Origin of the sequence: Ectopseudomonas guguanensis (assembly GCF_900104265.1) — a bacterium.
Taxonomy (GTDB): domain Bacteria; phylum Pseudomonadota; class Gammaproteobacteria; order Pseudomonadales; family Pseudomonadaceae; genus Aquipseudomonas; species Aquipseudomonas guguanensis.
This window is the reverse complement of record NZ_FNJJ01000013.1, coordinates 1-24,868: the sequence shown is the minus strand read 5'-3', so window position 1 is coordinate 24,868 and position 24,868 is coordinate 1. Positions and strand designations below refer to the sequence as shown.

Below are 24,868 nucleotides of genomic sequence, written 5' to 3'. Positions count from 1 at the left end.
AAATAGATTGATAAGAATCAAACATTCTTCTTTAGAGAACTATCCGTGCGCCGCCTCAATTTCCATCACCTGCACTACTTCTGGGCCGTGGCCAAGGAAGGCAACCTGACCCGCGCCGCGCAATCGCTGCACGTCGCCCAGTCGGCGCTGTCGACGCAGATCCGCGCGCTCGAGGAACAGCTTGGCCACCCCCTGTTCATCCGCTCCGGCCGCAACCTGCTGCTGACCGAAGCCGGGCAACTGGTGCTGGATTACGCCGACAGCATCTTCGCCCTCGGCAGCGAGCTGCAGATGACCCTGCAGGGCGCATTGCAGGCCAACCGCCAGCTGCGTATCGGCGCAGTGGCCACGCTGTCGCGCAACTTCCAGGAGAACCTGCTGCGGCGCTTCCTGGGCCGCAAGGAGCTGCGCATCACCCTGGAATCCGGCAGCCTGGGCGAGTTGCTGGAGCGCCTGGCCCTGCACAAGCTCGACGTGGTGCTGACCAACCAGGCGGTGAGCAGCGATGCGCAGCGCTCCTGGCGCTGCCGCCTGCTGGACCGGCAGAGCGTGTGCCTGGTTGGCCCGCCGCGCAGCGGCAGTTTCGATCTGCACCGCGACCTGCAGCGGGCGCGGCTGATCGTGCCGGGCCGCAGCAGCGACATCCGCAGCCAGTTCGAACTGTTCTGCGACAGCCAGGGCCTGCGCCCGGACATCTGCGCCGAGGTCGAGGACATGGCCATGCTGCGCCTGCTGGCCCGCGACTCCGGCGACATGGCGCTGCTGCCGGCGGTGGTGGTGCAGGACGAACTGCAATCCGGCGTGCTGCAGCTCTACGCCGAGATTCCGGAGATCGCCGAACAGTTCTTCGCCGTCACCCTGCAGCGCCAGTTCCGCCTGGACATCCTGGACGAACTGCTCGGCCAGGGCACGTCTTGAGCCGCGTGCGGAGAAGCGCTGGCCGGCGCCGCGCTCAGAGGCGGGTCAATACCCGCTCGGCCGGCAGGCGCGACTTCGGCAGTGCGGCATTGAAATCGCTGTCGCTACGATAGCCCAGCGCCACGGCCACCACGCTGCTCAGGCCCTGAGCGGCCAACCCCAGTTCCTCGTCCAGCGCCTGGCGGTCGATGCCTTCCATCGGCGTGGCGTCGATGCCCTTGGCGGCCGCGCCCAGCAGCAGGGTGCCGAGCGCCAGATAGGCCTGTTTCTCGGTCCAGTGCTGCATGTCGCCAAGGCCGCGATGCAGCTCGACATAGCTGCTGCGGGTGTTGTGCTGGGTGGTGCGCGCCGCGTCATCGCGGAAGCGGCCGTCCTCGGCTTCCTGCTGCAGCACCTCGGCCAGGTAGGCTTCGTCGAGGTCGCGGCGGGCGCAGATCAGAATCACGTGCGAGGCATCGAGAATCTTCGGCTGGTTGTAGGCGAAGCCGCCCTGTGCGCCCTTGGCCAGACGCGCCTTGCCCTCGGCGGTGCTGGCCACGACGAAATGCCAGGGCTGCGAGTTGACCGACGACGGCGACAGGCGCAGCAGCTCGAGCAACTCGTCGATGATCGTCTGGTCCACCTGGCGGCTGGCATCGTAGGCCTTGGTGGTGTAGCGCTGACGCGCGAAGGAAACGGGGCTCATGGACAACCTCCTGATCGAATGGATGGAGCGAAATGGGCGCTAGTCTGAAGCAGGCCGCGGCATGAAAAAAGCGCTCATCGGCAGCAGCAGTTTCAATGAAAAAAAGAAAATCCCACGCGCAGGCAGGGCCAACCCCGAGTGCTTACCGCTGCGGCCGTGCAAGCCCCGCCAGGGCCATCGGCCCTGCCCTACCTCAGTCAGCGCCGATCCGGCGCGCGACGAAGCGCGCGGCCGGGGCCATGATCTGCTCCTGAGCAGCCACCAGCGGCAGGTCGCGGGCGCCGTCCTCGGTCTGCTCGACCAGCGCATAGAGCGTGGCCGTGGCCAGCTCCAGCGCTTGCGGCAGTGCCTGACCGGCCAGCAGGCGCCCCAGCAGCACAGCCGAGAACACATCGCCCATGCCGTTGGGCAAGGGGTGCAGCGCCAGGCGCGGCGTAGTCACCAGCCAGGCGCCGTCACCGTTCACCGCCAGCGTACCCAGCTCATGGTCGGCAATATCCGGGGTCGCCAGGCTGGTCACGATCACCACGTCCGGCCCCCGGCCACGCAGTTGCCTGGCGATCTTCACCGCCTCGCGCAGGCTGGTCGGTTGCGAGCCGGTGAGCAGTTCGAACTCGAACTGGTTGGGCGTGATGATGTTGGCGAAGGGGATGGCCTGGTCACGCAGGAAGTCGGGAATCGCCGGATTGACGAACACGCCGCGGCCGACGTCGCCCATCACCGGGTCGCACAGGTAGCGCACTGCCGGGTTGTGCTGGCGAATCTCGCCGACCGCCTCGAGAATCACCCGCCCGCTATCGGCATCCCCCAGATAACCGGACAGCACGGCTGCCAGCCGCGGCAGCACGCCGCGCTCACGCAGCCCGAGCAACACCTCGCGCACGTGCTCGGCACCGAACACCTGGCCGCGAAACTGGCCGTAGCCGGTGTGGTTGGAGAACTGCACGGTGTGAATCGGCAGCACCTCGAAGCCCAGGCGCTGCAGGGGGAAGACCGCTGCTGCATTGCCGACGTGGCCCCAGGCGACGTGCGACTGAATGGACAGGACGAGGGGCGGCAGGGTGGCGCTCATGGCGATCTCGGGCGGCGGGACAAGAGAGGCCGGGATTATTGGTCAAGCCGTGCGGGCCTGTCACGCCTGCCTGGCTCGTGGCTACCCGCGCCCATGAAGGACGAGGGCGTGACCGAGCGCAGCAGCCAGGGCCAGCCAGATCACGACATCAGCCGAACGAAGTCGCGATCCGCTTGCCTGAGTGATTGTGCAGCAAGCGTCAAGCCAGCCGCCATTCTGGTGCCTTGGCAGGCCTTGGACGCTCGCCGCGCAACGCTCACGCCGCCATTGCCAGAGAGCACCACCATGACCTGTTGGATATTTCAACGCATCGCCGCGCTGCTTCTCATACTCCTGGCCGTTTCCTTCGGAGCGACAGCTGCCGACAAGACGCCCAGGATTCTGGGCTGGGTGGAAGAAGGCCTGCTCCTGCCCGAGCAGGTATCGGTCAAGATCAAGCTGGATACCGGTGCCCTCACCTCGTCCCTGGACGCCAGGGACCTGGAAGCGTTCGAGCGCGATGGCGAGAAGTGGGTGCGCTTCAAGGTCGAGCTCAAGGACAGCAAAACCGGCAAGCAGGTGAGCCTTCCCTTCGAACGCCGGGTCGAGCGCAACGTCCGGGTACGTGGAGCGGGCGGCGCCGAGCGACGCCCCGTGGTGTCGATGCGCATGTGCATCGGCGATCAGGTCTACGACGAGCAGTTCTCGCTCAACGACCGCGACAGGATGCTCTACCCGGTGCTGATCGGGCGCCGCACCCTGGAACATCTGGGCGCCGTGGACGCGTCGCGCACCTTCACCCTGCAGCCGAAGTGCGGCAAGCGTACGGCGAAAACCTGAAGCTCACCCCAAGAAGGCCCTGCCGACGATAAAAAAGGTTCTTCGCATATTTTTGGGAAAATGCGGTTGACAGCGGACTGGCAAGTTTGTGTGCGTATCGCTTGCTGACTTAGCACTATTCATTACCGCGTGTACTGAGCGTTTGTGTTGCGCCCCCTTACGGGCGCCACACCTTGATTCGCTGCACTCACCCTTTGGGACAGCCTGCGGCTGTTACTCCGCTGCGCTACGTTTCGGCCTCCTGACGGGACCGAGGCGCGAGCTTGCATAATCTTTGCGAAGTTGAAATTGGCGGCGTCTGGCTTTTGCCTGTGCTCTTCAACTGCGATGGAACAGACGACGCCCAAGTCCCCTTCAGGAGGCCGAGTGGAATCACCGTGGAAGGGGTTGAGCGACATGGATGTCGCGAGAGCTGCGATGGGCCAGGGATGGCCCTTCGCAGCGTACCCCTGGAGCGGTGATGGAGCGAGGGAACCCCGGCGCAGCCGGGGCCGCATGCAGGGGTGTGTTTCTTTGCTTACTTTCTTTGCACAAGCAAAGAAAGTGAGTCGCCCGTAAGGGGCGAAACCCATCAGATCAGACGACACGCTAAGGGATAGTGCCAAGTCATCGACAGCTAACACGTAATTGCCAGTCCGGTGTCAAGCGTATCTTCCCCGCGAGAATGCGAAGAGCCATAAAAAAACGCCGAGTCGGCAAGGCCGGCTCGGCGTAAACGCAAACCCGTTTGTACAGGTTTACTACCGTGTTCAACGGTGGGCAGCCAAGACACAAAAAGAGCCGCCTTACAGTTTCGATCAGAAGGCCGGCAGCACCGCGCCCTCATAACGCTTCTCGATGAATGCCTTCACCTGCGGGCTGGTCAGCGCGGCGGACAATTTCTTCAGCGCCTCGCTGTCCTGGTTGTCCGGGCGGGCCACCAGGTAGTTGACGTAAGGCGAGTCGCTACCTTCGATCACCAGCGCATCGCGCTTGGGATTGAGTTTGGCTTCCAGCGCGTAGTTGGTGTTGATGAGCGCCAGGTCGACCTGATTCAGCACGCGCGGCACAGTGGCCGCTTCCAGCTCGCGGAACTTGAAGTTGCGCGGGTTATCGGCGATGTCGCGCGGCAGCGCCTGGGCACTGTTGGGGTCCTTGAGGGTCAGCAGGCCGGCCTTCTGCAGCAGGAGCAGCGCACGACCGCTGGTGCTGACTTCGTTGGGAATGGCGATGGTGGCGCCGTTCGGCAGCTCGTCGAGGGACTTGTACTTGCTCGAATAGGCACCGAAGGGCTCGACATGCACGCCCTGCACGATCACCAGTTCGGTGCCGCGCTGTGCATTGAAGGTGTCCAGGTAGGGTTTGGTCTGGAAGTAGTTGGCATCCAGATTCTTCTGGCTCACCTGCAGGTTCGGTTGTACGTAGTCGGTGAAGACCTTGATATCCAGATCCACACCCTGCTTGGCCAGCTCGGGTTTGATCAGCTCGAGGATTTCGGCGTGCGGCACCGGTGTAGCGGCAACGCTGAGCTTTTCGCCAGCGTGGGCCAGGGAGGCGGTCAGGGCAGCGGCCAGGGCGGTCAACAGCAGGGTCTTCTTCATGGTTTCCTTGTTCTCGGTCTGGGGCACCGGCTGGATCGACAGTCCGGCGCGTTTGGCAGATGCCCGGCGGATGTGACGGGCTGAGCGCGACGGTACGAAGAAATATTTATTCCATAAAATACTTATTTATTATTTTCTTATACTCAAAATCACTATAACGTTTTCGCTTGTCGCCTTGGCCCTCCTGCCCCTAGAGTGGTCGGCCTTCGTTTTCAGGAGGCTCCCATGCTCACAGCCGTCCTTGCCCGCTTCCCGCGCCTGCCACTGATTCCCCAGGCCACTGCCCTGCACCCACTGCCGCGCCTGTCCCGGCACCTGGGTCGGGAAATCTGGATCAAGCGAGACGACCTCACCCCGCTGGCGCTCGGGGGCAACAAGGCGCGCAAGCTGGAATACCTCGCCGCCGACGCCCAGGCCAAGGGTGCCGACGTGCTGGTCACTGCCGGCGCCATCCAGTCCAACCACGTGCGCCAGACCGCGGCGGTCGCTGCGCAGCTGGGCCTGGGCTGCCTGGCCCTGCTGGAAAACCCCATCGACAGCCACAGCGACGACTACCTGGGCAATGGCAATCGCCTGCTGCTCGACCTGTTCGGCGCCGAGGTGGAAAACGTCGCCAACCTGGACAACGCCGATCAACTGCTGGAGGCCGCCTGCCAGCGCCTCAGTGCAGCCGGGCGGCGCCCCTATGCCGTGCCGATCGGCGGCTCCAATGCCCTGGGCGCACTCGGCTACGTCCGCGGTGGGCTGGAACTGGCCGAGCAGATTGCCGCCAGCGGCCAGGACTTCGCTGCTGTGGTGCTGGCCTCCGGCAGCGCCGGCACGCATGCCGGGCTGGCCCTGGCGCTGGAAGGCTCACGCCCCGGCACGCGCGTGATCGGCGTCACCGTTTCACGCAGCGAGGCGGCACAAAAGCCCAAGGTCGAAGGTCTACTGCAGCGCACGGCTGAACTGCTGGAGGTTGACGTGCCGCGCGGACTGAACCTGGAGCTATGGGACGGCTATTTCGCACCGCGCTATGGCGAAGCCAATGCCGCCTGCCTCGAGGCTATCAGCCTGCTGGCGCGCCTGGAGGCGATCCTGCTCGACCCGGTCTACACTGGCAAAGCCTTCGCAGGGCTGCTCGATGGGCTCAGGCGAGGCGCCTTCCCTGGCAATGGCCCGCTGTTGTTCCTGCACACGGGTGGCTCACCCGCCCTCTTCGCCTACAAACCAAAGTGAATATATAGATAATTTTTAATTATTTAACGGAATAAACATTTCCACCTAGAGTGGCGCCACCTTCCCACTGACACGAGGTCACCATGACATTTTCCACCCTGCGTCGCCATTTCCTCTTCGGTAGTCTGGCCCTCGCTCTGGGCGCCAGTTTCAGCACAGCAAGCTTTGCCGCTGACCTGCTCGACGAGATCAAGGCGCGTGGCGCCATCAAGGTCGGTTTGGAGGGCACCTACCCGCCCTTCAACTACCAGGACGAGAACGGCAAGCTGACCGGCTTCGAAGTGGAGCTGGCCGAAGCGCTGGCCAAGGAGCTGGGCGTCAAGGCCGAATTCCAGCCGACCAAGTGGGACGGCATCCTCGCCGCGCTGGAGTCCAAGCGCCTGGACGTGGTGATCAACCAGGTGACCATCTCCGAGGAGCGCAAGAAGAAATACGATTTCTCCACGCCCTACACCGTCTCCGGCATCCAGGCGCTGACCCGCAAGGCCGACGGCGACAGCATCAAGAGCGCGCAGGATCTGGCCGGCAAGAAGGTCGGCGTAGGCCTGGGCACCAACTACGAACAGTGGCTGAAGGACAACGTGCCGCAAGCCGACATCCGCACCTACGACGACGACCCGACCAAGTTCCAGGACCTCAATGTCGGTCGCATCGACGCGATCCTGGTGGATCGTCTGGCTGCCTTCGAGATGGTCGAGAAAACCGGTGGTCGCCTGGCCGTGGCCGGCGATGCCTTCTCCCGCCAGGAAGCCGGCATCGCCCTGCGCAAGGGCAACCCCGCGCTGCTCGCCGCCATCGACGAGGCGCTGGCCAAACTGAGTGCCAACGGCACCCTCAAGCAACTTTCCGAAAAATGGTTCAAGGCTGACGTCACCCGATGATCGAGTCCGCCCTGCAGCTGGCTCTGGAGTCTGCGCCCTTTCTCCTCAAGGGCGCCTACTACACGGTCATACTCAGCCTGGGCGGCATGTTCTTCGGCCTGCTGCTGGGCTTCGCCCTCGCCGTCGGACGCCTGTACGGGCCAGCGCCGCTGCGCTGGCTCACCCGCCTGTACGTCTCCTTCTTCCGCGGCACGCCGCTGCTGGTACAGCTGTTTCTGATCTACTACGGCCTGCCACAGCTGGGCATCCAGCTCGATCCGCTGCCGGCGGCGCTGATCGGCTTCTCGCTGAACATGGCCGCCTACACCTCGGAGATTCTCCGCGCCGCCATCGCCTCCATCGACCGCGGCCAGTGGGAAGCGGCCGCCAGCATCGGGATGAGCAAGACGCAAACGCTGTATCGCGCGATCCTGCCGCAGGCCGCGCGCACCGCCCTGCCGCCACTGGGCAACAGCTTCATTTCCCTGGTCAAGGACACCGCCCTGGCCGCCACCATCCAGGTGCCGGAACTGTTCCGCCAGGCGCAGCTGATCACCGCGCGCACCTTCGAGATTTTCACCATGTACCTGGCGGCCGCGCTGATCTACTGGGCGCTGGCCAGCATCCTGGCGCACTTCCAGGCGCGCCTGGAGGCCAGGGTCAACCGGCACGAGCAGGACACCTGATGATTTCCGTGCGCAATCTACGCAAGGCCTTCAATGGCACCGAGGTGCTCAAGGGCATCGATCTCGACGTCGCCGCCGGCGAGGTGGTGGCCATCATCGGGCCCAGCGGCTCGGGCAAGACCACCCTGCTGCGCTGCCTCAACCTGCTGGAACAGCCCAGCGGCGGGCAGATCACCGTGGGTGCTGTCCATATCGACGCCGACCGCCCGCTCAAGGGCCAGCAGAAACTGATCCGCCAGCTGCGTCAGCAGGCTGGCTTCGTGTTCCAGAACTTCAACCTGTTCCCCCACCGCACGGCGCTGGAAAACGTCATCGAAGGCCCGGTGCAGGTGAAGAAGGAGCCCCGCGAAGAAGCCCTCGCCCACGCCCGCGCCCTGCTCGCCAAGGTGGGCTTGGGCGGCAAGGAAGACGCCTACCCCAAGCGTCTGTCCGGCGGCCAGCAACAGCGCGTGGCCATCGCCCGTGCCCTGGCCATGCGCCCACAGGTGATCCTCTTCGACGAGCCCACCTCGGCGCTCGACCCGGAGCTGGTAGGCGAAGTGCTGACCACCATCCGTGACCTGGCCGAAGAAAAGCGCACCATGGTCATCGTCACCCACGAAATGGCCTTCGCCCGCGACGTGGCGGATCGGGCGATCTTCATCGACCAGGGACGCATCGTCGAACAGGGTCCGGCCAAGACCCTGTTCAGCGCCCCGCAGCACGAACGCACGCGACAGTTTCTCAGCAAGTTCCTGCTCGACCGCTTCGCCTGAGTTTGCTCTGCCACGATCTGCTTGATTGCCAACAGCAGGGGACTGCCCTGCAGCGTCAGATGGCCCTCAAGGTGACGGGCAGACTCAGATGACGCTTGTGTAATATCTGGCGCTCATTTCATGTGAAGAGGTGCCCAATGTATGACCGCCGTCTCCGGTGCCCGGCAAGAGCAGCTCAAGACCTGCAAAATGCCCGGGCGCTGCTGGGGAAACGACTCAGCGGGCTGCTGCATGACCAGTACTACTTCAATGGCGAAAAGAGCCGGGAAAATGTAGGCGACCTGGAGTGGCATTTCGGCGAACAGGAGGTTCTTTCCATGTATCTCCTTAACGACGGCAAGAGCGTCGGGGCTGACGCGTTACCGCTCAAGGAGCCGATTTCCTTTGAAATAGAGCCTAACGTGACCTGCGCCTGGCAACGGGCAAACCTGCTGGAAGGCCTGTCGGCAACCCACCTTGTGAACGCAACTATCTGCGAGGTCGAAGGCATTATCGACACTCTCAAGGAGCAGCAACCTCGGCTCACCGGCTTCAGAATCACCTTCGAGACTGGCGACTTTCTGATCTTCCTCAACCAGGGCGACAATGGCGCCGTGTTGATCAACAAGCCGCCACCAGCATACGCGGAGATCGAGACACGCTTCGTTACCCATATCGAATGAAGGTCGCTGGTACAGGCTGCCTGTAGTCTGAGATCGGACTGCATGAGCAGCAATAGATCTATCCTGTTTTCCTTTCCTTGCCGCGTCATCACCAAGCTGCCGGCACAACGACAGCAAAGCCGCGCTATCATGCCTGCGCCTGCGTTCGGCACGACGACAAGGAGCAGTAGATGAACGATTCGCGCCAGGCGGCATTCGCCAGGGAATGCGACCTGATCATGAAAGGCGGCATCACCAGCGGCATCGTCTATCCGCTGGCCATCACCGAGATCGCCAAGGCCTTTCGTCTGCGCAGCATCGGCGGCACCAGCGCCGGGGCCATCGCCGCTGCGGCAGCGGCAGCCGCCGAGCTCGGTCGCCAGCGTTTCCAGAGCGGGCAACTGAGCAGCGATCCGGCCGGCTTCGCCGAGATCGAGCGCCTGCCTGAGCACCTCTGTACTCCCGCAGCAGACGGCCATGGCACCAAGCTGCAGGCCTTGTTCAAGCCCATTCCTGCGCTGCGACCGCTATTCGATACCTTTATCGCCACGCTCGAAGCCAAGGGCAAGGGGCCGCGAGCGCGCCTGCTGGCGCCACTCAAGGTGATGCTGACGCGACACAAGATCGCCGCGCTGCTCGGCGCGCTCGCCGCGGGCGGGCCGCTATGGGGCAGCGCCATGGCCAGCAGCAATCCGCTGCTATGGCTTTGGGTGCTGTCGTTCGCGGCGCTTGGCGGTGTGTTCGCCGCTGCCTGCCGCCTGCTGCTGCCCGCGCTACGGGAGCTGCCGCAGAATGGTTTCGGCCTGTGCACCGGTCTGCCTGGGGCCGATGACGAGGCCCCGGACGAAGCCCTGACCAACTGGCTGACCCACTACCTCGACCGGCTCAGCGGACAGCAGGCGTTCTGCGCGCAGCAGGCAGGCGCTGTCGAATGCGAGAAGCCACTGACCTTCGGCGACCTGCGTGCGCACGGCATCGACCTGCAGGTCATGACCACCTGCCTGAGCATGGCGCGGCCCTTTCGCCTGCCCTTTCGCGATGACGATCAGGTGCGTGAAAACAACCAGTTCCATTTTCGCGAGGATGAATTCGCCCGCCTGTTCCCCCGTCGCGTAGTGGTCTGGATGCGCGCGCACCAGCGCCCCGGCGAGGACGAACGCCACGACGGCTATCTGCGCATGCCCATGCCGGATGATCTGCCGGTGATCGTCGCGGTGCGCATGAGCCTGAGCTTCCCGCTGCTGCTCAGCGCGGTACCGCTGCACGCCGTGGATTACCGCAAGCGCGAGAAGAAACTGGAACGCTGCTGGTTCACCGACGGCGGTATAAGCTCCAACTTCCCCATTCACTTCTTCGATGCCGCCCTGCCCCGGCGTCCCACTTTCGGCCTGGACCTCGGACCGACCGACGGCGCAGACGAACAGCGCGTGCGCTTCCCGCGCAACAACGGCGACGCGCGCCTCGCCTACTGGCGGCGCTTCCCGCAGAGCGGCCTGCCGGCGCTGCGCGGCTTTCTCGCCCAGCTCAGCAACGTAGCCAAGGACTGGAACCATGAAACCCTGTCGCTGATGCCGGGCTTTCGCGACCGCATCGGCCTGATTCAGCTGACACGCGAGGAAGGCGGTCTCAACCTGACCATGCCTACCGAGCGCATCGAACGCCTGACCCGTTACGGACGCGAGGCCGGCCAGCAGTTCGTGCTGCGCTTCGGCGACCCGGCATGCTGGCCGCCAGGCGCCAAGGCCTCGCCGATGAACTGGAAAAATCACCAGATCATTCGCTTGCGCCTGCTACTGGCGAGCGTCGCCGAACAGCTGCAGAGTCTGGAACGCGCCTGCAGCGAACTGCATGGCACCGAGCATGACTACCAGCGCTTCTTCACCCCCGAAGCCCGGCGCCACAGCTACCCCTTCAAGGGCCTCAGCGACCTGGAACAGGACCCGGATACCGGCCGCTACCGCACCCAGGCCGGACTGGCCAAGGCCATGCTCGAGCAGTTGCGGACAATCGCCCAGATGATCGAACAGCACCCCGACAGCCACCCGGCCAGGGAGGCGCCCAAACCCACCCCCGAACTGAAACTGCGGCCACGCATCTGAACGGCTGGCCGCTGTTGAACGCCCATACGACCGCCATGGCCAGGCGAACCTGGAGCACAAGCTTGACGTGGACGCACGCACCACGGCGCTGCCCATCGCCGCGATGGCTGAAGTTGCAGGTGCCAGGTGATACCATTGCGCGCCTCGACGCCGCCCTGAGCACCATCAGGCACCGGCGTCACGATGCCGACACGCCCACCCATGCCCGCTAGCCTGCCGGCAGGGCCGTGACGTTCACTCTTGTGCGCAGGTTCGTCTTCCTCGTTTCCAGCCGCCCGAAAGGCTCGAAAACGGTATCACCCTTTAAACAGCGCACCTCAAGTTACTGATAGGTAAGTCCTTTGATCTCCACCGCTAACATCACCATGCAGTTCGGCGCCAAGCCGCTGTTCGAGAACGTGTCCGTCAAGTTCAACAACGGCAACCGCTACGGTCTGATCGGCGCCAACGGCTGCGGCAAGTCGACCTTCATGAAGATTCTCGGCGGCGATCTGGAGCCGTCGGCTGGCCAGGTGATGCTCGAGCCGAACGTGCGCCTGGGCAAACTGCGCCAGGATCAGTTCGCCTACGAAGAATTCAACGTGATCGACACCGTGATCATGGGTCACGAGGAGCTGTGGAAGGTCAAGGCCGAGCGCGACCGCATCTATTCGCTGCCGGAAATGAGCGAAGAGGACGGCATGAAGGTGGGCGAGCTGGAAGGCGAGTTCGCCGAGATGGACGGCTACACCGCCGAATCCCGCGCGGGCGAGCTGCTGCTGGGCCTGGGTATTCCGCTGGAGCAGCACTTCGGCCCGATGAGCGAAGTCGCCCCCGGCTGGAAGCTGCGTGTGCTGCTGGCCCAGGCGCTGTTCGCCGACCCGGACGTGCTGCTGCTCGACGAGCCGACCAACCACCTGGACATCAACACCATCCGCTGGCTGGAATCGATTCTCACGGCGCGTAACAGCACCATGATCATCATTTCCCACGACCGTCACTTTCTCAATGCGGTCTGCACCCACATGGCCGACCTGGATTACGGCGAGCTGCGCCTGTTCCCCGGCAACTACGATGAGTACATGACGGCCTCCACCCAGGCCCGTGAGCAACTGTTGGCCGACAACGCCAAGAAGAAGGCGCAGATCGCCGAGCTGCAGACCTTCGTCAGCCGTTTCTCGGCCAACGCCTCCAAGGCCAAACAGGCCACCAGCCGCGCCAAGCAGATCGACAAGATCCAGTTGGCCGAGGTCAAGCCGTCGAGCCGCGTCAGCCCGTTCATCCGCTTCGACCAGAACAAGAAGCTGCACCGCCAGGCAGTAACCATCGAGAAGCTGTCCAAGGCCTTCGACGACAAGGTGCTGTTCAAGAACTTCAGCTTCACCGTCGAGGCCGGTGAGCGCGTGGCCATCATCGGCCCCAACGGCATCGGCAAGACCACCCTGCTGCGCACCCTGGTCGGGGAAATGCAGCCGGACGCCGGCAGCGTGAAGTGGACCGACAGCGCCGAGGTGGGCTACTACGCCCAGGACCACGCCCACGACTTCGAAGCCGACGAAACCCTGTTCGAGTGGATGGGCCAGTGGACCAGCGGCGAGCAGAACATCCGCGCCGCGCTGGGGCGCATGCTGTTCTCCTCCGACGAAATCCAGAAATCGGTGAAGGTGCTCTCCGGTGGTGAGCAGGGCCGCATGCTGTTCGGCAAGCTGGCCTGCCAGAAGCCCAACGTGCTGGTGATGGACGAACCGACCAACCACCTGGACATGGAATCGATCGAGGCGCTCAACCTGGCGCTGGAGAACTACCCGGGCACGCTGATCTTCGTCAGCCACGACCGCGAGTTCGTCAGCTCCCTGGCCACGCGCATCATCGAGCTGTCGGACAACGGCGTGACCGACTTCTCCGGCACCTACGACGATTACCTGCGCAGCCAGGGCATCATCGTCTGAGGCCTGCCGTTGACATGACAAAGCCCGCGAAAGCGGGAAGGCTGTTCACTTAAGGTACTCGCGCTTGGCTCCCCTCTCCCGTTTATGGGAGAGGGGCTGGGGGAGAGGGCTGAAAACACTGCAAAACTGCCAGTTTCCCCCTCTCCGAACGCGGCCCGCCCTAACCCTCTCCCCGGAGGGGCGAGGGGACTGATCGCGTTCGACCGTTTCTTATGTGAACAGCATTACGCGAAAGCGGGCTTTGTTTTGCTGCCAAGAGCAGCGCACCACTGGACAATCGTCAGATGCGGAACTGACGCACCAACGCCCCCAGGCGTTCGCCGAGGCCGGCCAGGCTGCGAGCCGTCTGTGCGCCGCGCTCGGTTTCGTCGGCGACGCTGTCAACGGCCACCGCGATCTGGTGCACGCTGCGGTTGATCTCTTCGGCCACAGCCGTCTGCTCCTCGGCGGCACTGGCGATCTGCGCGTTCATGGCATTGATGGTTGCGATCAGCTGGGCAATGGCATCGAGCGACTCGCCGGCCTTGTTGGCCTGCTCGCTGGTCAGCTCGCCGGCATCGCTGGAGCGGCGCATCGAAGTCACCGACTGCTGCGTGCCCTGCTGCAGGCGGTCGATCATGCCCTGGATTTCCTGGGTGCTCTGCTGGGTCCGGCTGGCCAGGGCCCGCACCTCGTCGGCGACCACGGCGAACCCACGCCCTGCCTCACCGGCACGTGCCGCCTCGATGGCCGCGTTGAGCGCCAGCAGGTTGGTCTGCTCGGCGATGGAGCGGATCACGTCGAGCACGCTGACGATGGACTGTACGTCCTGCTGCAGGCTGTCGAGCGATACGCCGCTGCTGCGGATGTCCTCGACCAGCGAGTGGATACGCTGGATGCTGCCGTCCACCACAGTCTTCGCCGCCTGCCCTTCGCGGTCGGTCTGCTGCGCGGCTTCGGCGGCGTTCTGCGCGCTCTTGGCCACCTCATGAGCGGCGGCCGACATTTGGTTGATCGCCGTGGCCACCTGGTCGGTTTCGTGACGTTGCTGCGCCATGGCCTGCTCCGAACGCTGCGCCTGGTCGGAAACCTGGTTGACCAGCTCGGTGAGTTGCCCGGTCATCTCGACGATCTGCCGCACCAGACCATGCACCTTCTCGACGAAGCGGTTGAACGAGCCGGCCAACTGGCCCAGCTCGTCATTGCTGGTGACCGGCAAGCGGCGGGTCAGGTCGCCCTCGCCTGCGGCGATGTCATCGAGGTTGGCCTTGATCTGCTGCAGCGGCCGCAGGAAGGCGTTGCCCAGCCACACGCCGATCACGCCGAATACCAGTAGCAGCACTGCAGCGACCACCACGATGCTGGTGATGATGGTGCCGATGCGCCGGTCGATCTCCGCCTGCACTTCAGCGATGCGCGCCTCGATGCCGTCGAGGTTCAGCGCCGTGCCAAGCGCCATGTCCCACTTGGGCAGGTAATAGCTGTAGGCGAGCTTGGGTACCAGCACCGACTCGTTGCCCGGCAGCGGCGAGGAATAGTTGACGAAGTAGGTGTTGTTCTTCGCCACGTTGACCAGCTCGCGGTTGATGTACACGCCATTCGGGTCGCGGCGGTCGGCCAGGCTCTTGCCGACGTCGACCGGGCTGTCGCCGCGGAACAGGCGCACCACGTTGGAATCGTGGCCGAAGAAATAGCCGTCGGCGCCGTACTTGATCTTGGAAAGGATGGCGATGGCCTGCTCGCGGCTGGCCATGTCACCTTGCGCGGCGCCGTCATAAAGCCCTTTCACGGAACCCAGAGCGATCTGAATGTAGTGCTCGAGCTCGCTGCGCTTTTCCTGCAGCAGGCGTTCGCGCGTCTCGGCCACCTCTTCGGCTGCCAGACTTTGCAACACCCGCGCCGCAGTGCCGCTGAGCACCAGTGCGAAGAGGATGACGGGAACCAGCGCAAGCAGGATGACCTTGGCTTTCAATGTGAGGCGCATTCTTGTTGTCCTTGTTATACGGGGCTACCGATATGTCGGCAGCCCCGTTAAGGAATTGAGCGAACCAAGGCGCCGAGACTCAGCTGGGCGCATGCATGTGCCCTTACAGCAGCATAGCGGCCGCCCAACCGAACGCCAGCAGCGGCAGGTTGTAGTGCAGGAAGGTGGGCACCACGCTGTCCCAGATGTGGTTGTGCTGCCCATCGGCGTTGAGCCCGGAAGTCGGCCCGAGGGTGGAGTCCGATGCCGGTGAACCGGCATCGCCCAGCGCGCCCGCGGTACCGACGATGCAGACGATCGCCAGCGGGCTGAAGCCCAGCTGCACACCGAGCGGCACGAAGATCGCCGCGATGATCGGGATGGTGGAAAAGGAAGAACCGATGCCCATGGTCACCAGCAAGCCGACCAGCAGCATCAGCAGTGCACCGACCGCCTTGTTGTGACCGATCAGCGCGGCCGAGCTGTCGACCAGCGTCTTCACCTCGCCGGTGGTCTTCATCACTTCGGCGAAGCCGGCGGCAGCGATCATGATGAAGCCGATCATGGCCATCATCTTCATGCCTTCGGTGAACAGCCCGTCCGCCTCTTTCCAGCGCACCACGCCGGACACCGAGAAGATCACGAAACCGACCAGCGCGCCGATGATCATCGAGTCCAGCCACAACTGCACGACGAACGCCGCAGCGATCGCCAGCCCCGCCACCAGCAGGCTCAACGGGTTGTACTGCACGTCCACGCGCTCGGCTTGCGCGACCTTTTCCAGGTCATACACGCGCTTGCCGCGATAACTGAACAGTACCGCCACCAGCAGGCCGACCAGCATGCCCAGCGCCGGGATGGCCATGGCCTGGGTGATGCTAATACCCGTGACGTCGACACCGGACTTGGCCACGTTGGCCAGCAGGATCTCGTTGAGGAAGATGCCGCCAAAACCAACCGGCAGGAACATGTACGGCGTGATCAGGCCGAAGGTCAGTACGCAGGCGATCAGCCGGCGATCGAGCTGCAGCTTGCTCAGCACGTAGAGCAGCGGCGGCACCAGCAACGGAATGAAGGCGATATGAATCGGCAGCAGGTTCTGCGAGGAGATCGCCACTGCCAGCAGCAAGGCGATCAGCAGCCATTTCAGCGCGCCGCCCGCATCTGCCTGCTGCCTGTCGACCAGCGCCAGGGCGCGGTCCGCCAGGGCATGCGCCAGGCCGGACTTGGCGATGGCCACGGCGAAGGCGCCGAGCAGCGCGTAGGACAGCGCGACGGTCGCCCCGCCCCCCAGCCCCTGGTTGAAGGCCTTCAGCGTGCCCTCAACGCCCAGCCCACCCAGCAGACCACCGGCCAGCGCACCGATGATCAGTGCCACGACCACGTGTACGCGACAGAGACTGAGGACCAGCATGATGCCGACCGCAGCGATTACAGCGTTCATAAGCACTCCACCTGCACAACGCAAAAAGCCGCGTACTCTGCCGCATGCGGACTATCCTGTCAAAACGGGCAAATGTTCAGAATTTCAAGCTAAACGTGCATAATCCCGAGCATAAAACTCGCGATCAAGAATGCGCGCCGCGTACCGATAACCGTATTGATCCATGTAGAAAGGAACGCACCATGCTGTTCAGCCGTCTTTCGATTCAATGGAAGATCACCCTGCTCGCCGGACTTTGCCTGCTGGCCATCGTCACCCTGCTGGTGAGCGCCTCGCAGTATCAGGCCAGCCGCAGCGCCAGCATGGTACGCGAGGCCAGCTCCGGCATGCTGGAGGAAAGCGCCAAGCTGCGACTGAAGGCACGCGGCGAACTGCAGGCGATCCGTATCCAGCGCTACTTCATGGATGCCTACCAGTACGGCAAGGGATTTTCCCGGCAGATTCTCTTTCTGCGCGATCAAGCGGAGAAACGCTTTCTCGATGCCTTCGACCTGCGCGAAGACCTGACCCGCCAGGTGCGCAGCAGCCTGGAAGCCAACCCTACCCTGCTTGGCTTGTACCTGGTCTTCGAACCCAATGCGCTGGACGGCAAGGACGAACTGTTCGCCGACCAGGCCGAGCTGGGCAGCAACGATGCCGGGCGCTTCTCGCTGTACTGGGCGCAGCCCACTCCGGGCCAGCTCGAATCCGAATCGATGACCGAGGAGCTGCTCGGCGACACCACGCCCGGGGCCAACGGCGTCGCCTACAACGCCTGGTACACCTGCCCGCGTGAAACGCGTCGCGCCTGCGTGCTGGAGCCCTACTACGACGAAGTCGGCGGTGAAAAGACACTGATGACCAGCATCGCCTTCCCGCTGGAGCTCGACGGCAAGATCATTGGCGTGATGGGCGTGGATATCAGCCTGGCCAGCCTGCAACAGATCAGCCAGGAGGCCAATCGCGAGCTGTATGGCGGCCAGGGGCACATCAGTATCTTCAGCCCCGGCGCCTTGCTTGCCGGCCACAGCCGCGACGGCAACCTGCTCGCGCAACCCGTGGAGCGCGCCTACGGCGATCACGCAGGCGAGCTGCGCCGCCTGATCCAGGCGGGCAGCGATGCCGAGCTGAATCACGGCGACATGCTGCGCGAGGTCAGCCCCTTCACGCCCATTCCCGAGGCCAAGCCCTGGTCGGTGCTGCTCGAAGTGCCCCAACAGGTGCTGCTCGAGCGCGCCATCGCACTGGGCGCACAGCTCGACGCCAATCGTGCCAGTGACAGCCTGTTCGCCCTGCTGGTGGGCCTCGTCGCGGTGATTGCGGGCCTGCTGCTGATGTGGCTGACCGCACGTGGCGTGACGCGACCGATTCTTGGTGTGGCCGCCATGCTCAAGGACATCGCCAGTGGCGAAGGCGACCTGACCCGCCGCCTGCAGTACGCCAGGCAGGACGAGCTGGGCGAGCTGGCCGGCTGGTTCAACCGCTTCCTCGACAAGCTGCAGCCGATCATCGCCGACGTGAAAAGCAGCGTGATCGATGCGCGCGGCACCGCCGACAAATCCGCGGCCATCGCCAGCCAGACCAGTGCCGGCATGCAGCAGCAATACCGCGAGGTCGATCAGGTCGCCACCGCCTTCCAGGAAATGAGCGCCACTGCACAGGATGTCGCGCACAACGCGGCGCAGGCGGCAGAGGCGGCACGCAACGCCGACCTGGCCAGCCGCGAAGGTCTGCAGGTGATAGACCGCACCACCAGCACCATCGACTTGCTGGCCAATGAGATGAACGTGGCCATGCAGGAAGTCGAAGGCCTTGCCAGCAGCAGCGAGCAGATCGGCTCGGTGCTCGAGGTGATTCGCTCGATCGCCGAGCAGACCAACCTGCTGGCCCTCAACGCAGCCATCGAGGCGGCACGTGCGGGGGAAGCCGGTCGCGGTTTTGCCGTGGTCGCCGACGAGGTACGCAACCTGGCCAAACGCACCCAGGATTCGGTCGAGGAAATTCGCCAGGTGATCGAGGGCCTGCAGAGCGGCACCCGCGAGGTGGTCAGCACCATGCACAGCAGCCATCGCCAGGCCCAGGGCAGTGTCGAACAGGTGCAGCAGGCCGTGGCCGCCCTGCAACGCATCAGCCAGGCAGTCAGCACCATTACCGACATGAACCTGCAGATCGCCAGCGCCGCGGAGGAGCAGAGTTCGGTGGCCGAGGAGATCAACCGCAACGTCGCCTCGATCCGCGACGTCACCGAAGCCATCACAGCGCAGGCCGACGAGTCGGCGCAGGTGAGCCAGAACCTTAATCGCCTGGCCAATCACCAGCAGAGCCTGATGGACCAGTTCCGCGTCTGAAACCAGCAGGGTGCGCCGTGCGCACCACCGATTGGTCAGCCTCGCGCATGACGCCAAATCATCCTTGATCTGGCGGCGCCTCCCTTGCAGTGCAGGCAGGCAATCGCCTAGCCTGCGTTCTTTTTCGGGGAAGCAGCATGCTCAATATCGCCTTGGTCGCCGGCTCCAGCCGCAACAACAGCCAATCGGGAAAGGTCGCTCGTGTATTGCGCCAGCGCCTGATCGAGATGGGGCAAACCACTCAGGACGCCAGCAGCATCATCGATCTGGGCCTGGCCCCGCTGCCGCTCTGGCCGGCCGAAGATGCCGGCCCCTGGGCCCTGTATCAGCAGCAACTGGCGGCTGCCGATGCGGTGGTGATCATCGCACCGGAGTGGAACGGCATGGCCTGTCCGGCGATCAAGAATTTCTTCATCTACGCCAGCAAGGCCGAGCTCGCGCACAAGCCGGGTCTGCTGGTGGGCGTTTCCTCCGGCATCGGCGGCGCCTATCCCATCGGAGAGCTGCGCGCCTCCAGCTACAAGAACTGCCGCCTCTGCTACCTCCCGGAGCACCTGATCGTGCGGCAGGTCGAGAAGGTTCTGAACGGTCCGCAACCCGTGGACGAAGCCGACGAGCGCATCCGCGCGCGCATCGACTATGCACTCGACGTGCTGGTGCGTTATGCCCACGCCCTGCAGCCGGTACGCGCAGCGATCAGTTTCGACAATCCGGCTTTCGCCAACGGTATGTAAGGGATCGTCTTGCACGTCCCGTAGGGTGGGTTAGCGGCGCTGAACACTGCGCTTGCAGACGCCAGCGGACTTATCGCGCCGCGTAACCCACCAGCGATGGCTCGCCCGGCACAAGGCCATGAACTCGGCCTCAGCTCAGCGCCGTGGCAGGCTGACCAGCACTCGCAACCCGCCCAGCGGACTGTCCTGCAGTTCGATACGGCCGTTCCAGGCCTCGATGATATCGCGCACGATACCCAGCCCCAGGCCGTGGCCCGCCACCTGTTCGTCCAGGCGGGTGCCGCGGCCGAGCACGGCTTCCCGGCGCTCGGCGTCGATGCCGGGGCCGTCATCATCGACACATAGGCGATAACCCTCGGCGCTCTCCTCCACCGTCAGTTGCACGCGCTGCTGCGCCCACTTGCAGGCGTTGTCCAGCAGATTGCCGAGCAGCTCCAGCAAATCCTCGCGGTCACGCGGCAGGACCAGGCCGGCAGGCGCCTGCCAGTCCAGGCTCAGACCGCGGTCATGAATCATCGACAGGGTTTCGAACAGCCCCGGCAACTCCTGCGCGCAATCGAAGCGCGCGCCCGGCAGCACTTCGCCGGCCAGGCGCGCACGGCCCAGCTCGCGACTGAGGCGCTGCTCGATCTGCTCCAGCTGCTCGCGCATGCTCGCGCGCAACGCCGGGTGGGCAGCCAGCTCCTCACGGCCGGCCAGGCTGATCAGCACGGCCAATGGAGTCTTGAGCGCATGCCCGAGGTTACCCAGGGCATTGCGCGAGCGCTTGAGCGTGTCTTCAGTATGTGCCAACAGGTGGTTGATCTGCGCCACCAGCGATTCCAGCTCCTCGGGCACCTCGGCATCCAGGTCGCTGCGTCGCCCCTGCTGCAACTGTGCGATCTGCTGGCGCACCTGCTCCAGTGGGCGCAACGCGCGGCGCACGGTATAGCGCTGGGCAATCAGGATCAGCAGCAGCGCAGCACCGCCCAGGCCCAGGCCGACCCACTGCATGCGGCGGAAGCTCTGCAGGATTGGCTGATAATCCTGCGCCACGCTGATCGACAGGTTCTCCCCATAGCGGCGGTAATCGGCGCGGTAGACCAGCAGGCGCTGGCCTTGCGGGCCATCGCCCAGCTCGGCCTGCATGCCGGTGCCCTCGGGCTTGAGCAGCTCGCGGTCCCACAGTGAGCGCGAACGCCAGCTGCGGTCGGAAAAATCGATACGAAAATAATGCCCGGAGAATTGCCGCTGAAACGAGGGATCGAGACGTCGCTCGTCCAGCTGCAGACCGGACGGTCCCCGTACCAGTGCAGCCAGCAAGCCCTGGGCCTCGTCGCGCAGGTCCTCCTCCAGGTATGCGCGCAGGCCACGGTCGAATACCCAGAGGCTGGCCTGCGCCAGAACCAGTCCGACCAGCAAAAGCGTCGCAGCCAGCCCGATACCGAGCCGACGCTGAATGGACCTCAACCCTGCTCTCCGGTGAAGCGATAACCCTGCCCGCGCCGCGTCTCGATCACGTTGCGCCCGAGCTTGCCACGCAGGCGGTTGACATGCACTTCGATGACATTGGAGTCACGCTCGGTTTCGCCGTCGTAGAGGTGGTCAGCGAGATGACTCTTGGACAGAATCTGCCCCGGATGCAGCATGAAATAACGCAGCAGGCGAAATTCGGCGGCGGTCAGGTCAACGGCCTCGCCGCCTGAGGTCACGCACTGACGGCTCTCGTCCAGTTGCAGGCCGGCCGCCTCCAGTTGCGGCTGATTGGCCAGGCCATGGGCACGACGCAACAGCGCCTGGATGCGCAGCGCCAGTTCTTCGGGGTGGAAGGGTTTGGTCAGGTAGTCGTCGGCGCCGGCCTTGAGACCTTCGATGCGCTCGGCCCAAGAGCCACGTGCGGTCAGCACCAGCACCGGCGTCACCAGGCCGCCTGCGCGCCACTCCTGCAGCACTTCCAGCCCCGGCTTGCCCGGCAGACCGAGGTCGAGAATGATCAGGTCATAAGGCTCGCTAGCCCCCTGATAGGCTGCATCGCGACCATCGGCCAGCCAGTCCACGGCGTACCCTTGGCGGGTCAGACTGGCGATCAGCTCATCGGCCAGGGGTACATGATCCTCCACCAGCAACAGGCGCATCAGTCGTCTTCCTCATCCTTCAGAATATTGCCGTTACGGGCATCCAGTTCGAGCTCACGTACCACGCCCGAGGTGGTCAGGATCTCCACCTCATAGACCAGCACGCCATCCTCTTCTTCCAGCTCTGCCTCGAGCAGCGTGGAGCCGGGATAAGCCTTGCCGACGTGCTGCATCAGTTGCTCGAACGGCATGATGACACCCTCGCGACGCAGACGCAGGGCTTCGTCCTGATCAAGATCGCGCGCAATACCCGGCGCGCTGGCGATACCGCAGACCAGAACCAGCAACAGCGCGGTGATACGTCGAAACTTCATCAATCGTCCTGGTGGTTCTTGAGAATTTCCCCGGTGCTGGCGTCCAGCTCCAGGTCCCACTGCACGTTTTGGGCGTCGCGCAGCTCGATCTTATAGATATAGCGGCCGTATTCGTCTTCCAGCTCGGTCTCCTCGATGCGTCCGCCCGGGTGTTGAGCCAGCGCCGCGTCATTGAGTTGCTCGAAGGATTTGATGGTCCCGGCATCGCGCAGACGCAGAGCCTCGTCCGGGCCGAGATCACGGGCCTGGGCAATGGTAGCGGCGCTGATCAGGGTGGCAAGTGTCGCGAGGCTGAGCAATCGTTTCATGGGGTTCTCCCGCAATGGATCAGTGACTGCCACTCTAGGGCCAGGCACTTAACTCAAGCTGAATTCACCTGAGTCATTCACCGCATGAAGTGGCTTGGCCTGCTCAGTCGGCGCTCTATAATCGCCTGTTCGAAAGGAGGCATCGATGAGCGCGATCCATATCAAATCCCCTGCCCTTACCCTGAAGGCCGGCCCCAGGGCCTTGGCGCGCATCCGCCAGAACGGCCTGAGCCCGGCAGATGTCGGCATCCTGCCCGGCGCGGCTGGTGGGCCCAAGGGCATCGGCATCCAGGGACTGGATCTGGCGCTGTTTGGCGACTGGCTACCGCGTGCTCCGCGTGAACGCGCGCTGATTGGCGCCTCCATCGGCTCCTGGCGCTTCGCCAGCGCCTGTCTGCCCGATCCGGCTGCCGGCATCAGGCGACTCGGCGAGTTGTACACTTCTCAGCGCTTCGCCAAGGGCGTAAGCATGGCCGAGGTATCGAGCAGTTGCCGAATGATGCTCAACGAGCTGCTCGCCGATCAGGACGCCGCCATCATCGCCAACCCGCACTATCGCCTGCATATCGTCGTGGTCAAAAGCCATGGCCTGCTGCAGCACGATCATCGCGGCAAACTGAGCCTTGGCCTGTCGTCGGTGATCGGCAACAACTTGCTCGCACGCCAACGCCTGGGGCGTCACTTCGACCGCGTCATTCTGCATGATGCGCGGCAGACGCCACCTTTGGCGCAGCTCAGCGACTTTCGCTCGCATTTTCACTCCCTGACCGCGGAAAACCTGCGCCACGCGCTGCTGGCATCAGGCTCGATTCCCATGGTGATGGAAGCGATTCGCGAAATCCCGGGGCTGGAGCCAGGCGCCTATCGTGATGGCGGCCTGCTCGACTACCACCTCGACCTGCCCTACGACGGCGACGATATCGTCCTCTACCCGCACTTCACCGATCGAGTGATACCGGGCTGGTTCGACAAGAGCATGCCCTGGCGCCGTGGCGACCGTACGCGTCTGCAAAATGCGCTGCTGGTTGCGCCGTCGCGGGAGTATCTAGCGCGCCTGCCACACGGAAAACTGCCGGATCGCACCGACTTCAAGCGTTATCTGGGCAATGATGAGGGGCGCGAGCGTTATTGGCGTCAGGCCATGGCCGAGAGTGCACGACTAGGCGACGAGTTTCTCGAGCTGGTCGAAAGCGGCCGCCTGGTCGAGCGCCTGCAACCCCTTTGATGGGCTCAGAGCGGGTGATAAGGCGGCTATTGACGCCAGACCTGATAAACTGCGCAACTCACGCCAGTCAGGCGCAATCTTCTACGCGAGCGCTGTTCAGTGGAATTGTTCAAAGAGTTCATCTTCGAGGCGGCCCACCGCCTGCCTCATGTACCGGAAGGCCACAAATGCGGCCGCCTGCATGGGCATTCCTTCCGAGTTGCCATCTATATCGAAGGTGAAGTCGACCCCTATACCGGCTGGATTCGCGACTTCTCCGAGATCAAGGCGATCTTCAAACCGATCTACGAGCAGCTCGACCACAACTACCTGAACGACATCCCCGGCCTGGAAAACCCAACCAGCGAAGTACTGGCCAAGTGGATCTGGCAACAGGTCAAACCCTTGCTGCCGGAACTGTCACGCGTACGCATCCATGAAACCTGCACCAGCGGTTGCGAATACCGCGGTGATTGATCAGCCCCAGAAACATCCAAGGCCACCTTCAAGGTGGCCTTTTTGTTGATGCCTGTCCCCTAACCGCACCGACCAGTTTCGCGGCGGGGCCGCCGCCAGCGATCGACGCTGAACGGGCAGGAGCGAGCTCTGCTCGCGAAGCGTCAGCGATCACCGTAGGGTGCGCCGTGCGCACCAGCATGTCTGCATCATCAGCGGTGCGCGCAGCGCACCCTACGCGCACTATTTTCCCGCGCGCAAAGAAGAAACCCCAGACCTCTTTCGAGATCTGGGGTTTCGTATAGGAGCTTGACGATGATCCGGCCGGCATTCCGGTGGCCGGCGCCCCGGGACTCTCACCGCCACACTTTTCGCACATAGAAGAACGCCCTGACCAGTTACCTGATCAGGGCGCTCGTATAGGAGCTTGACGATGACCTACTCTCACATGGTGAAGCACCACACTACCATCGGCGATGCGTCGTTTCACTTCTGAGTTCGGGATGGGATCAGGTGGTTCCAACGCTCTATGGTCGTCAAGCAATTCGGTTGGGATGTCGCGGTTAGGCGCTATCCCTTGGATACGTGATAGAGGCTTTGTAGTTCTTGCAAATTTTCGGCTTTCTGTCGACTTCACCATCGACACCCTCTGCTGTGAGGGCAGATTGTTTGGGTGTTATATGGTCAAGCCTCACGGGCAATTAGTATGGGTTAGCTCAACGCCTCACAGCGCTTACACACCCCACCTATCAACGTCGTAGTCT

The 24,868-nt window shown here is 63.8% G+C and carries 22 protein-coding genes and 2 rRNA genes; 13 read left to right on the top strand and 11 right to left on the bottom strand.

Annotation, left to right across the window (positions count from 1 at the left end; translation table 11 throughout):
* Positions 1–45: 45 nt before the first annotated feature.
* On the top strand, positions 46–918 hold the full coding sequence (locus BLS61_RS18165; RefSeq protein ID WP_090433199.1) for a LysR family transcriptional regulator: 873 nt from the start codon (positions 46–48) through the stop codon (positions 916–918).
* A 34-nt stretch (positions 919–952) separates the two neighbouring features.
* On the opposite strand, the gene nfsB is transcribed toward BLS61_RS18165, so the two are convergent.
* Together nfsB and pdxY are read right to left on the bottom strand one after the other, a co-directional pair.
* Positions 953–1,603: an oxygen-insensitive NAD(P)H nitroreductase gene (gene nfsB, locus BLS61_RS18160; protein WP_090433197.1), complete on the bottom strand. Its 651-nt coding sequence runs from the start codon at positions 1,601–1,603 to the stop codon at positions 953–955.
* A 193-nt stretch (positions 1,604–1,796) separates the two neighbouring features.
* Positions 1,797–2,675: a pyridoxal kinase PdxY gene (gene pdxY, locus BLS61_RS18155; RefSeq protein ID WP_090433195.1), complete on the bottom strand. Its 879-nt coding sequence runs from the start codon at positions 2,673–2,675 to the stop codon at positions 1,797–1,799.
* A gap of 285 nt (positions 2,676–2,960) precedes the next feature.
* Here pdxY and rloA3 point away from each other — a divergent pair, with 285 nt between their 5' ends.
* Positions 2,961–3,494, top strand: a complete 534-nt coding sequence (rloA3, locus tag BLS61_RS18150; protein ID WP_090433192.1) for a retropepsin-like aspartic peptidase RloA3 — start codon at positions 2,961–2,963, stop codon at positions 3,492–3,494.
* Positions 3,495–4,291: 797 nt separating this feature from the next.
* On the opposite strand, the gene BLS61_RS18140 is transcribed toward rloA3, so the two are convergent.
* Positions 4,292–5,074, bottom strand: coding sequence for a MetQ/NlpA family ABC transporter substrate-binding protein (locus BLS61_RS18140; RefSeq protein ID WP_090433469.1), 783 nt, complete (start codon positions 5,072–5,074; stop codon positions 4,292–4,294).
* A 225-nt stretch (positions 5,075–5,299) separates the two neighbouring features.
* On the opposite strand from BLS61_RS18140, the gene BLS61_RS18135 reads away from it, so the two are divergent.
* From BLS61_RS18135 to BLS61_RS18105, 7 genes are all read left to right on the top strand, one after another.
* A complete protein-coding gene (locus BLS61_RS18135) occupies positions 5,300–6,292 on the top strand; it encodes a D-cysteine desulfhydrase (RefSeq protein WP_090433188.1) in 993 nt (330 codons plus the stop codon).
* Positions 6,293–6,375: 83 nt separating this feature from the next.
* The gene (tcyJ, locus tag BLS61_RS18130; RefSeq protein WP_090433186.1) at positions 6,376–7,173 is read left to right on the top strand and encodes a cystine ABC transporter substrate-binding protein; all 798 of its coding nucleotides are present in this window, start codon (positions 6,376–6,378) and stop codon (positions 7,171–7,173) included.
* Positions 7,170–7,838 (top strand): cystine ABC transporter permease, encoded by a 669-nt coding sequence (gene tcyL, locus BLS61_RS18125; RefSeq protein WP_090433185.1) that lies wholly within the window; start codon positions 7,170–7,172, stop codon positions 7,836–7,838. The genes tcyJ and tcyL overlap by 4 nt, the downstream gene beginning before the upstream one ends.
* A complete protein-coding gene (tcyN, locus tag BLS61_RS18120; protein WP_090433183.1) occupies positions 7,838–8,593 on the top strand; it encodes an L-cystine ABC transporter ATP-binding protein TcyN in 756 nt (251 codons plus the stop codon). The genes tcyL and tcyN overlap by 1 nt, the downstream gene beginning before the upstream one ends.
* Before the next feature lie 137 nt (positions 8,594–8,730).
* A complete protein-coding gene (locus BLS61_RS18115) occupies positions 8,731–9,255 on the top strand; it encodes a hypothetical protein (protein WP_090433181.1) in 525 nt (174 codons plus the stop codon).
* A 170-nt stretch (positions 9,256–9,425) separates the two neighbouring features.
* Positions 9,426–11,333, top strand: coding sequence for a patatin-like phospholipase family protein (locus BLS61_RS18110; RefSeq protein WP_090433179.1), 1,908 nt, complete (start codon positions 9,426–9,428; stop codon positions 11,331–11,333).
* Between the two features lie 341 nt (positions 11,334–11,674).
* Entirely contained in the window at positions 11,675–13,261 is a 1,587-nt protein-coding gene (locus BLS61_RS18105; protein WP_090433177.1) for an ABC-F family ATPase, read from the top strand.
* 280 nt (positions 13,262–13,541) lie between these two features.
* Here the strand turns inward: BLS61_RS18105 and BLS61_RS18100 are convergent, their stop codons facing one another.
* Positions 13,542–15,224, bottom strand: coding sequence for a methyl-accepting chemotaxis protein (locus BLS61_RS18100; RefSeq protein ID WP_090433175.1), 1,683 nt, complete (start codon positions 15,222–15,224; stop codon positions 13,542–13,544).
* A gap of 103 nt (positions 15,225–15,327) precedes the next feature.
* Positions 15,328–16,647: a Na+/H+ antiporter family protein gene (locus BLS61_RS18095; protein WP_090433173.1), complete on the bottom strand. Its 1,320-nt coding sequence runs from the start codon at positions 16,645–16,647 to the stop codon at positions 15,328–15,330.
* Between the two features lie 182 nt (positions 16,648–16,829).
* Here BLS61_RS18095 and BLS61_RS18090 point away from each other — a divergent pair, with 182 nt between their 5' ends.
* Both BLS61_RS18090 and BLS61_RS18085 read left to right on the top strand, forming a co-directional pair.
* Positions 16,830–18,974 carry a methyl-accepting chemotaxis protein gene (locus tag BLS61_RS18090; RefSeq protein ID WP_090433171.1) on the top strand — a complete coding sequence of 715 codons (2,145 nt, stop codon included), beginning with the start codon at positions 16,830–16,832 and terminating at the stop codon, positions 18,972–18,974.
* 137 nt (positions 18,975–19,111) lie between these two features.
* A complete protein-coding gene (locus BLS61_RS18085) occupies positions 19,112–19,708 on the top strand; it encodes an NADPH-dependent FMN reductase (protein ID WP_090433168.1) in 597 nt (198 codons plus the stop codon).
* A gap of 135 nt (positions 19,709–19,843) precedes the next feature.
* Here BLS61_RS18085 and BLS61_RS18080 read toward each other — a convergent pair whose 3' ends face one another.
* From BLS61_RS18080 to BLS61_RS18065, 4 genes are read right to left on the bottom strand one after another with little or no spacing between them, the layout of a single operon-like run.
* The gene (locus BLS61_RS18080) at positions 19,844–21,157 is read right to left on the bottom strand and encodes an ATP-binding protein (RefSeq protein ID WP_090433166.1); all 1,314 of its coding nucleotides are present in this window, start codon (positions 21,155–21,157) and stop codon (positions 19,844–19,846) included.
* Entirely contained in the window at positions 21,154–21,822 is a 669-nt protein-coding gene (locus tag BLS61_RS18075) for a response regulator transcription factor (RefSeq protein WP_090433164.1), read from the bottom strand. The genes BLS61_RS18080 and BLS61_RS18075 overlap by 4 nt, the downstream gene beginning before the upstream one ends.
* On the bottom strand, positions 21,822–22,136 hold the full coding sequence (locus BLS61_RS18070) for a PepSY domain-containing protein (RefSeq protein ID WP_090433162.1): 315 nt from the start codon (positions 22,134–22,136) through the stop codon (positions 21,822–21,824). The genes BLS61_RS18075 and BLS61_RS18070 overlap by 1 nt, the downstream gene beginning before the upstream one ends.
* Complete coding sequence (locus BLS61_RS18065; protein WP_090433160.1) at positions 22,136–22,444, bottom strand: PepSY domain-containing protein; 309 nt, start codon at positions 22,442–22,444, stop codon at positions 22,136–22,138. The genes BLS61_RS18070 and BLS61_RS18065 overlap by 1 nt, the downstream gene beginning before the upstream one ends.
* A gap of 145 nt (positions 22,445–22,589) precedes the next feature.
* Between BLS61_RS18065 and BLS61_RS18060 the strand changes: the two genes are divergently transcribed.
* Both BLS61_RS18060 and queD read left to right on the top strand, forming a co-directional pair.
* The gene (locus BLS61_RS18060) at positions 22,590–23,669 is read left to right on the top strand and encodes a hypothetical protein (RefSeq protein ID WP_090433158.1); all 1,080 of its coding nucleotides are present in this window, start codon (positions 22,590–22,592) and stop codon (positions 23,667–23,669) included.
* A gap of 99 nt (positions 23,670–23,768) precedes the next feature.
* Positions 23,769–24,125 carry a 6-carboxytetrahydropterin synthase QueD gene (gene queD / locus BLS61_RS18055; RefSeq protein ID WP_003461315.1) on the top strand — a complete coding sequence of 119 codons (357 nt, stop codon included), beginning with the start codon at positions 23,769–23,771 and terminating at the stop codon, positions 24,123–24,125.
* A 404-nt stretch (positions 24,126–24,529) separates the two neighbouring features.
* Here the strand turns inward: queD and rrf are convergent.
* A 5S ribosomal RNA gene (gene rrf, locus BLS61_RS18050) occupies positions 24,530–24,645 on the bottom strand.
* A 139-nt stretch (positions 24,646–24,784) separates the two neighbouring features.
* Positions 24,785–24,868 (bottom strand): 23S ribosomal RNA (locus BLS61_RS18045); the annotation flags it as partial.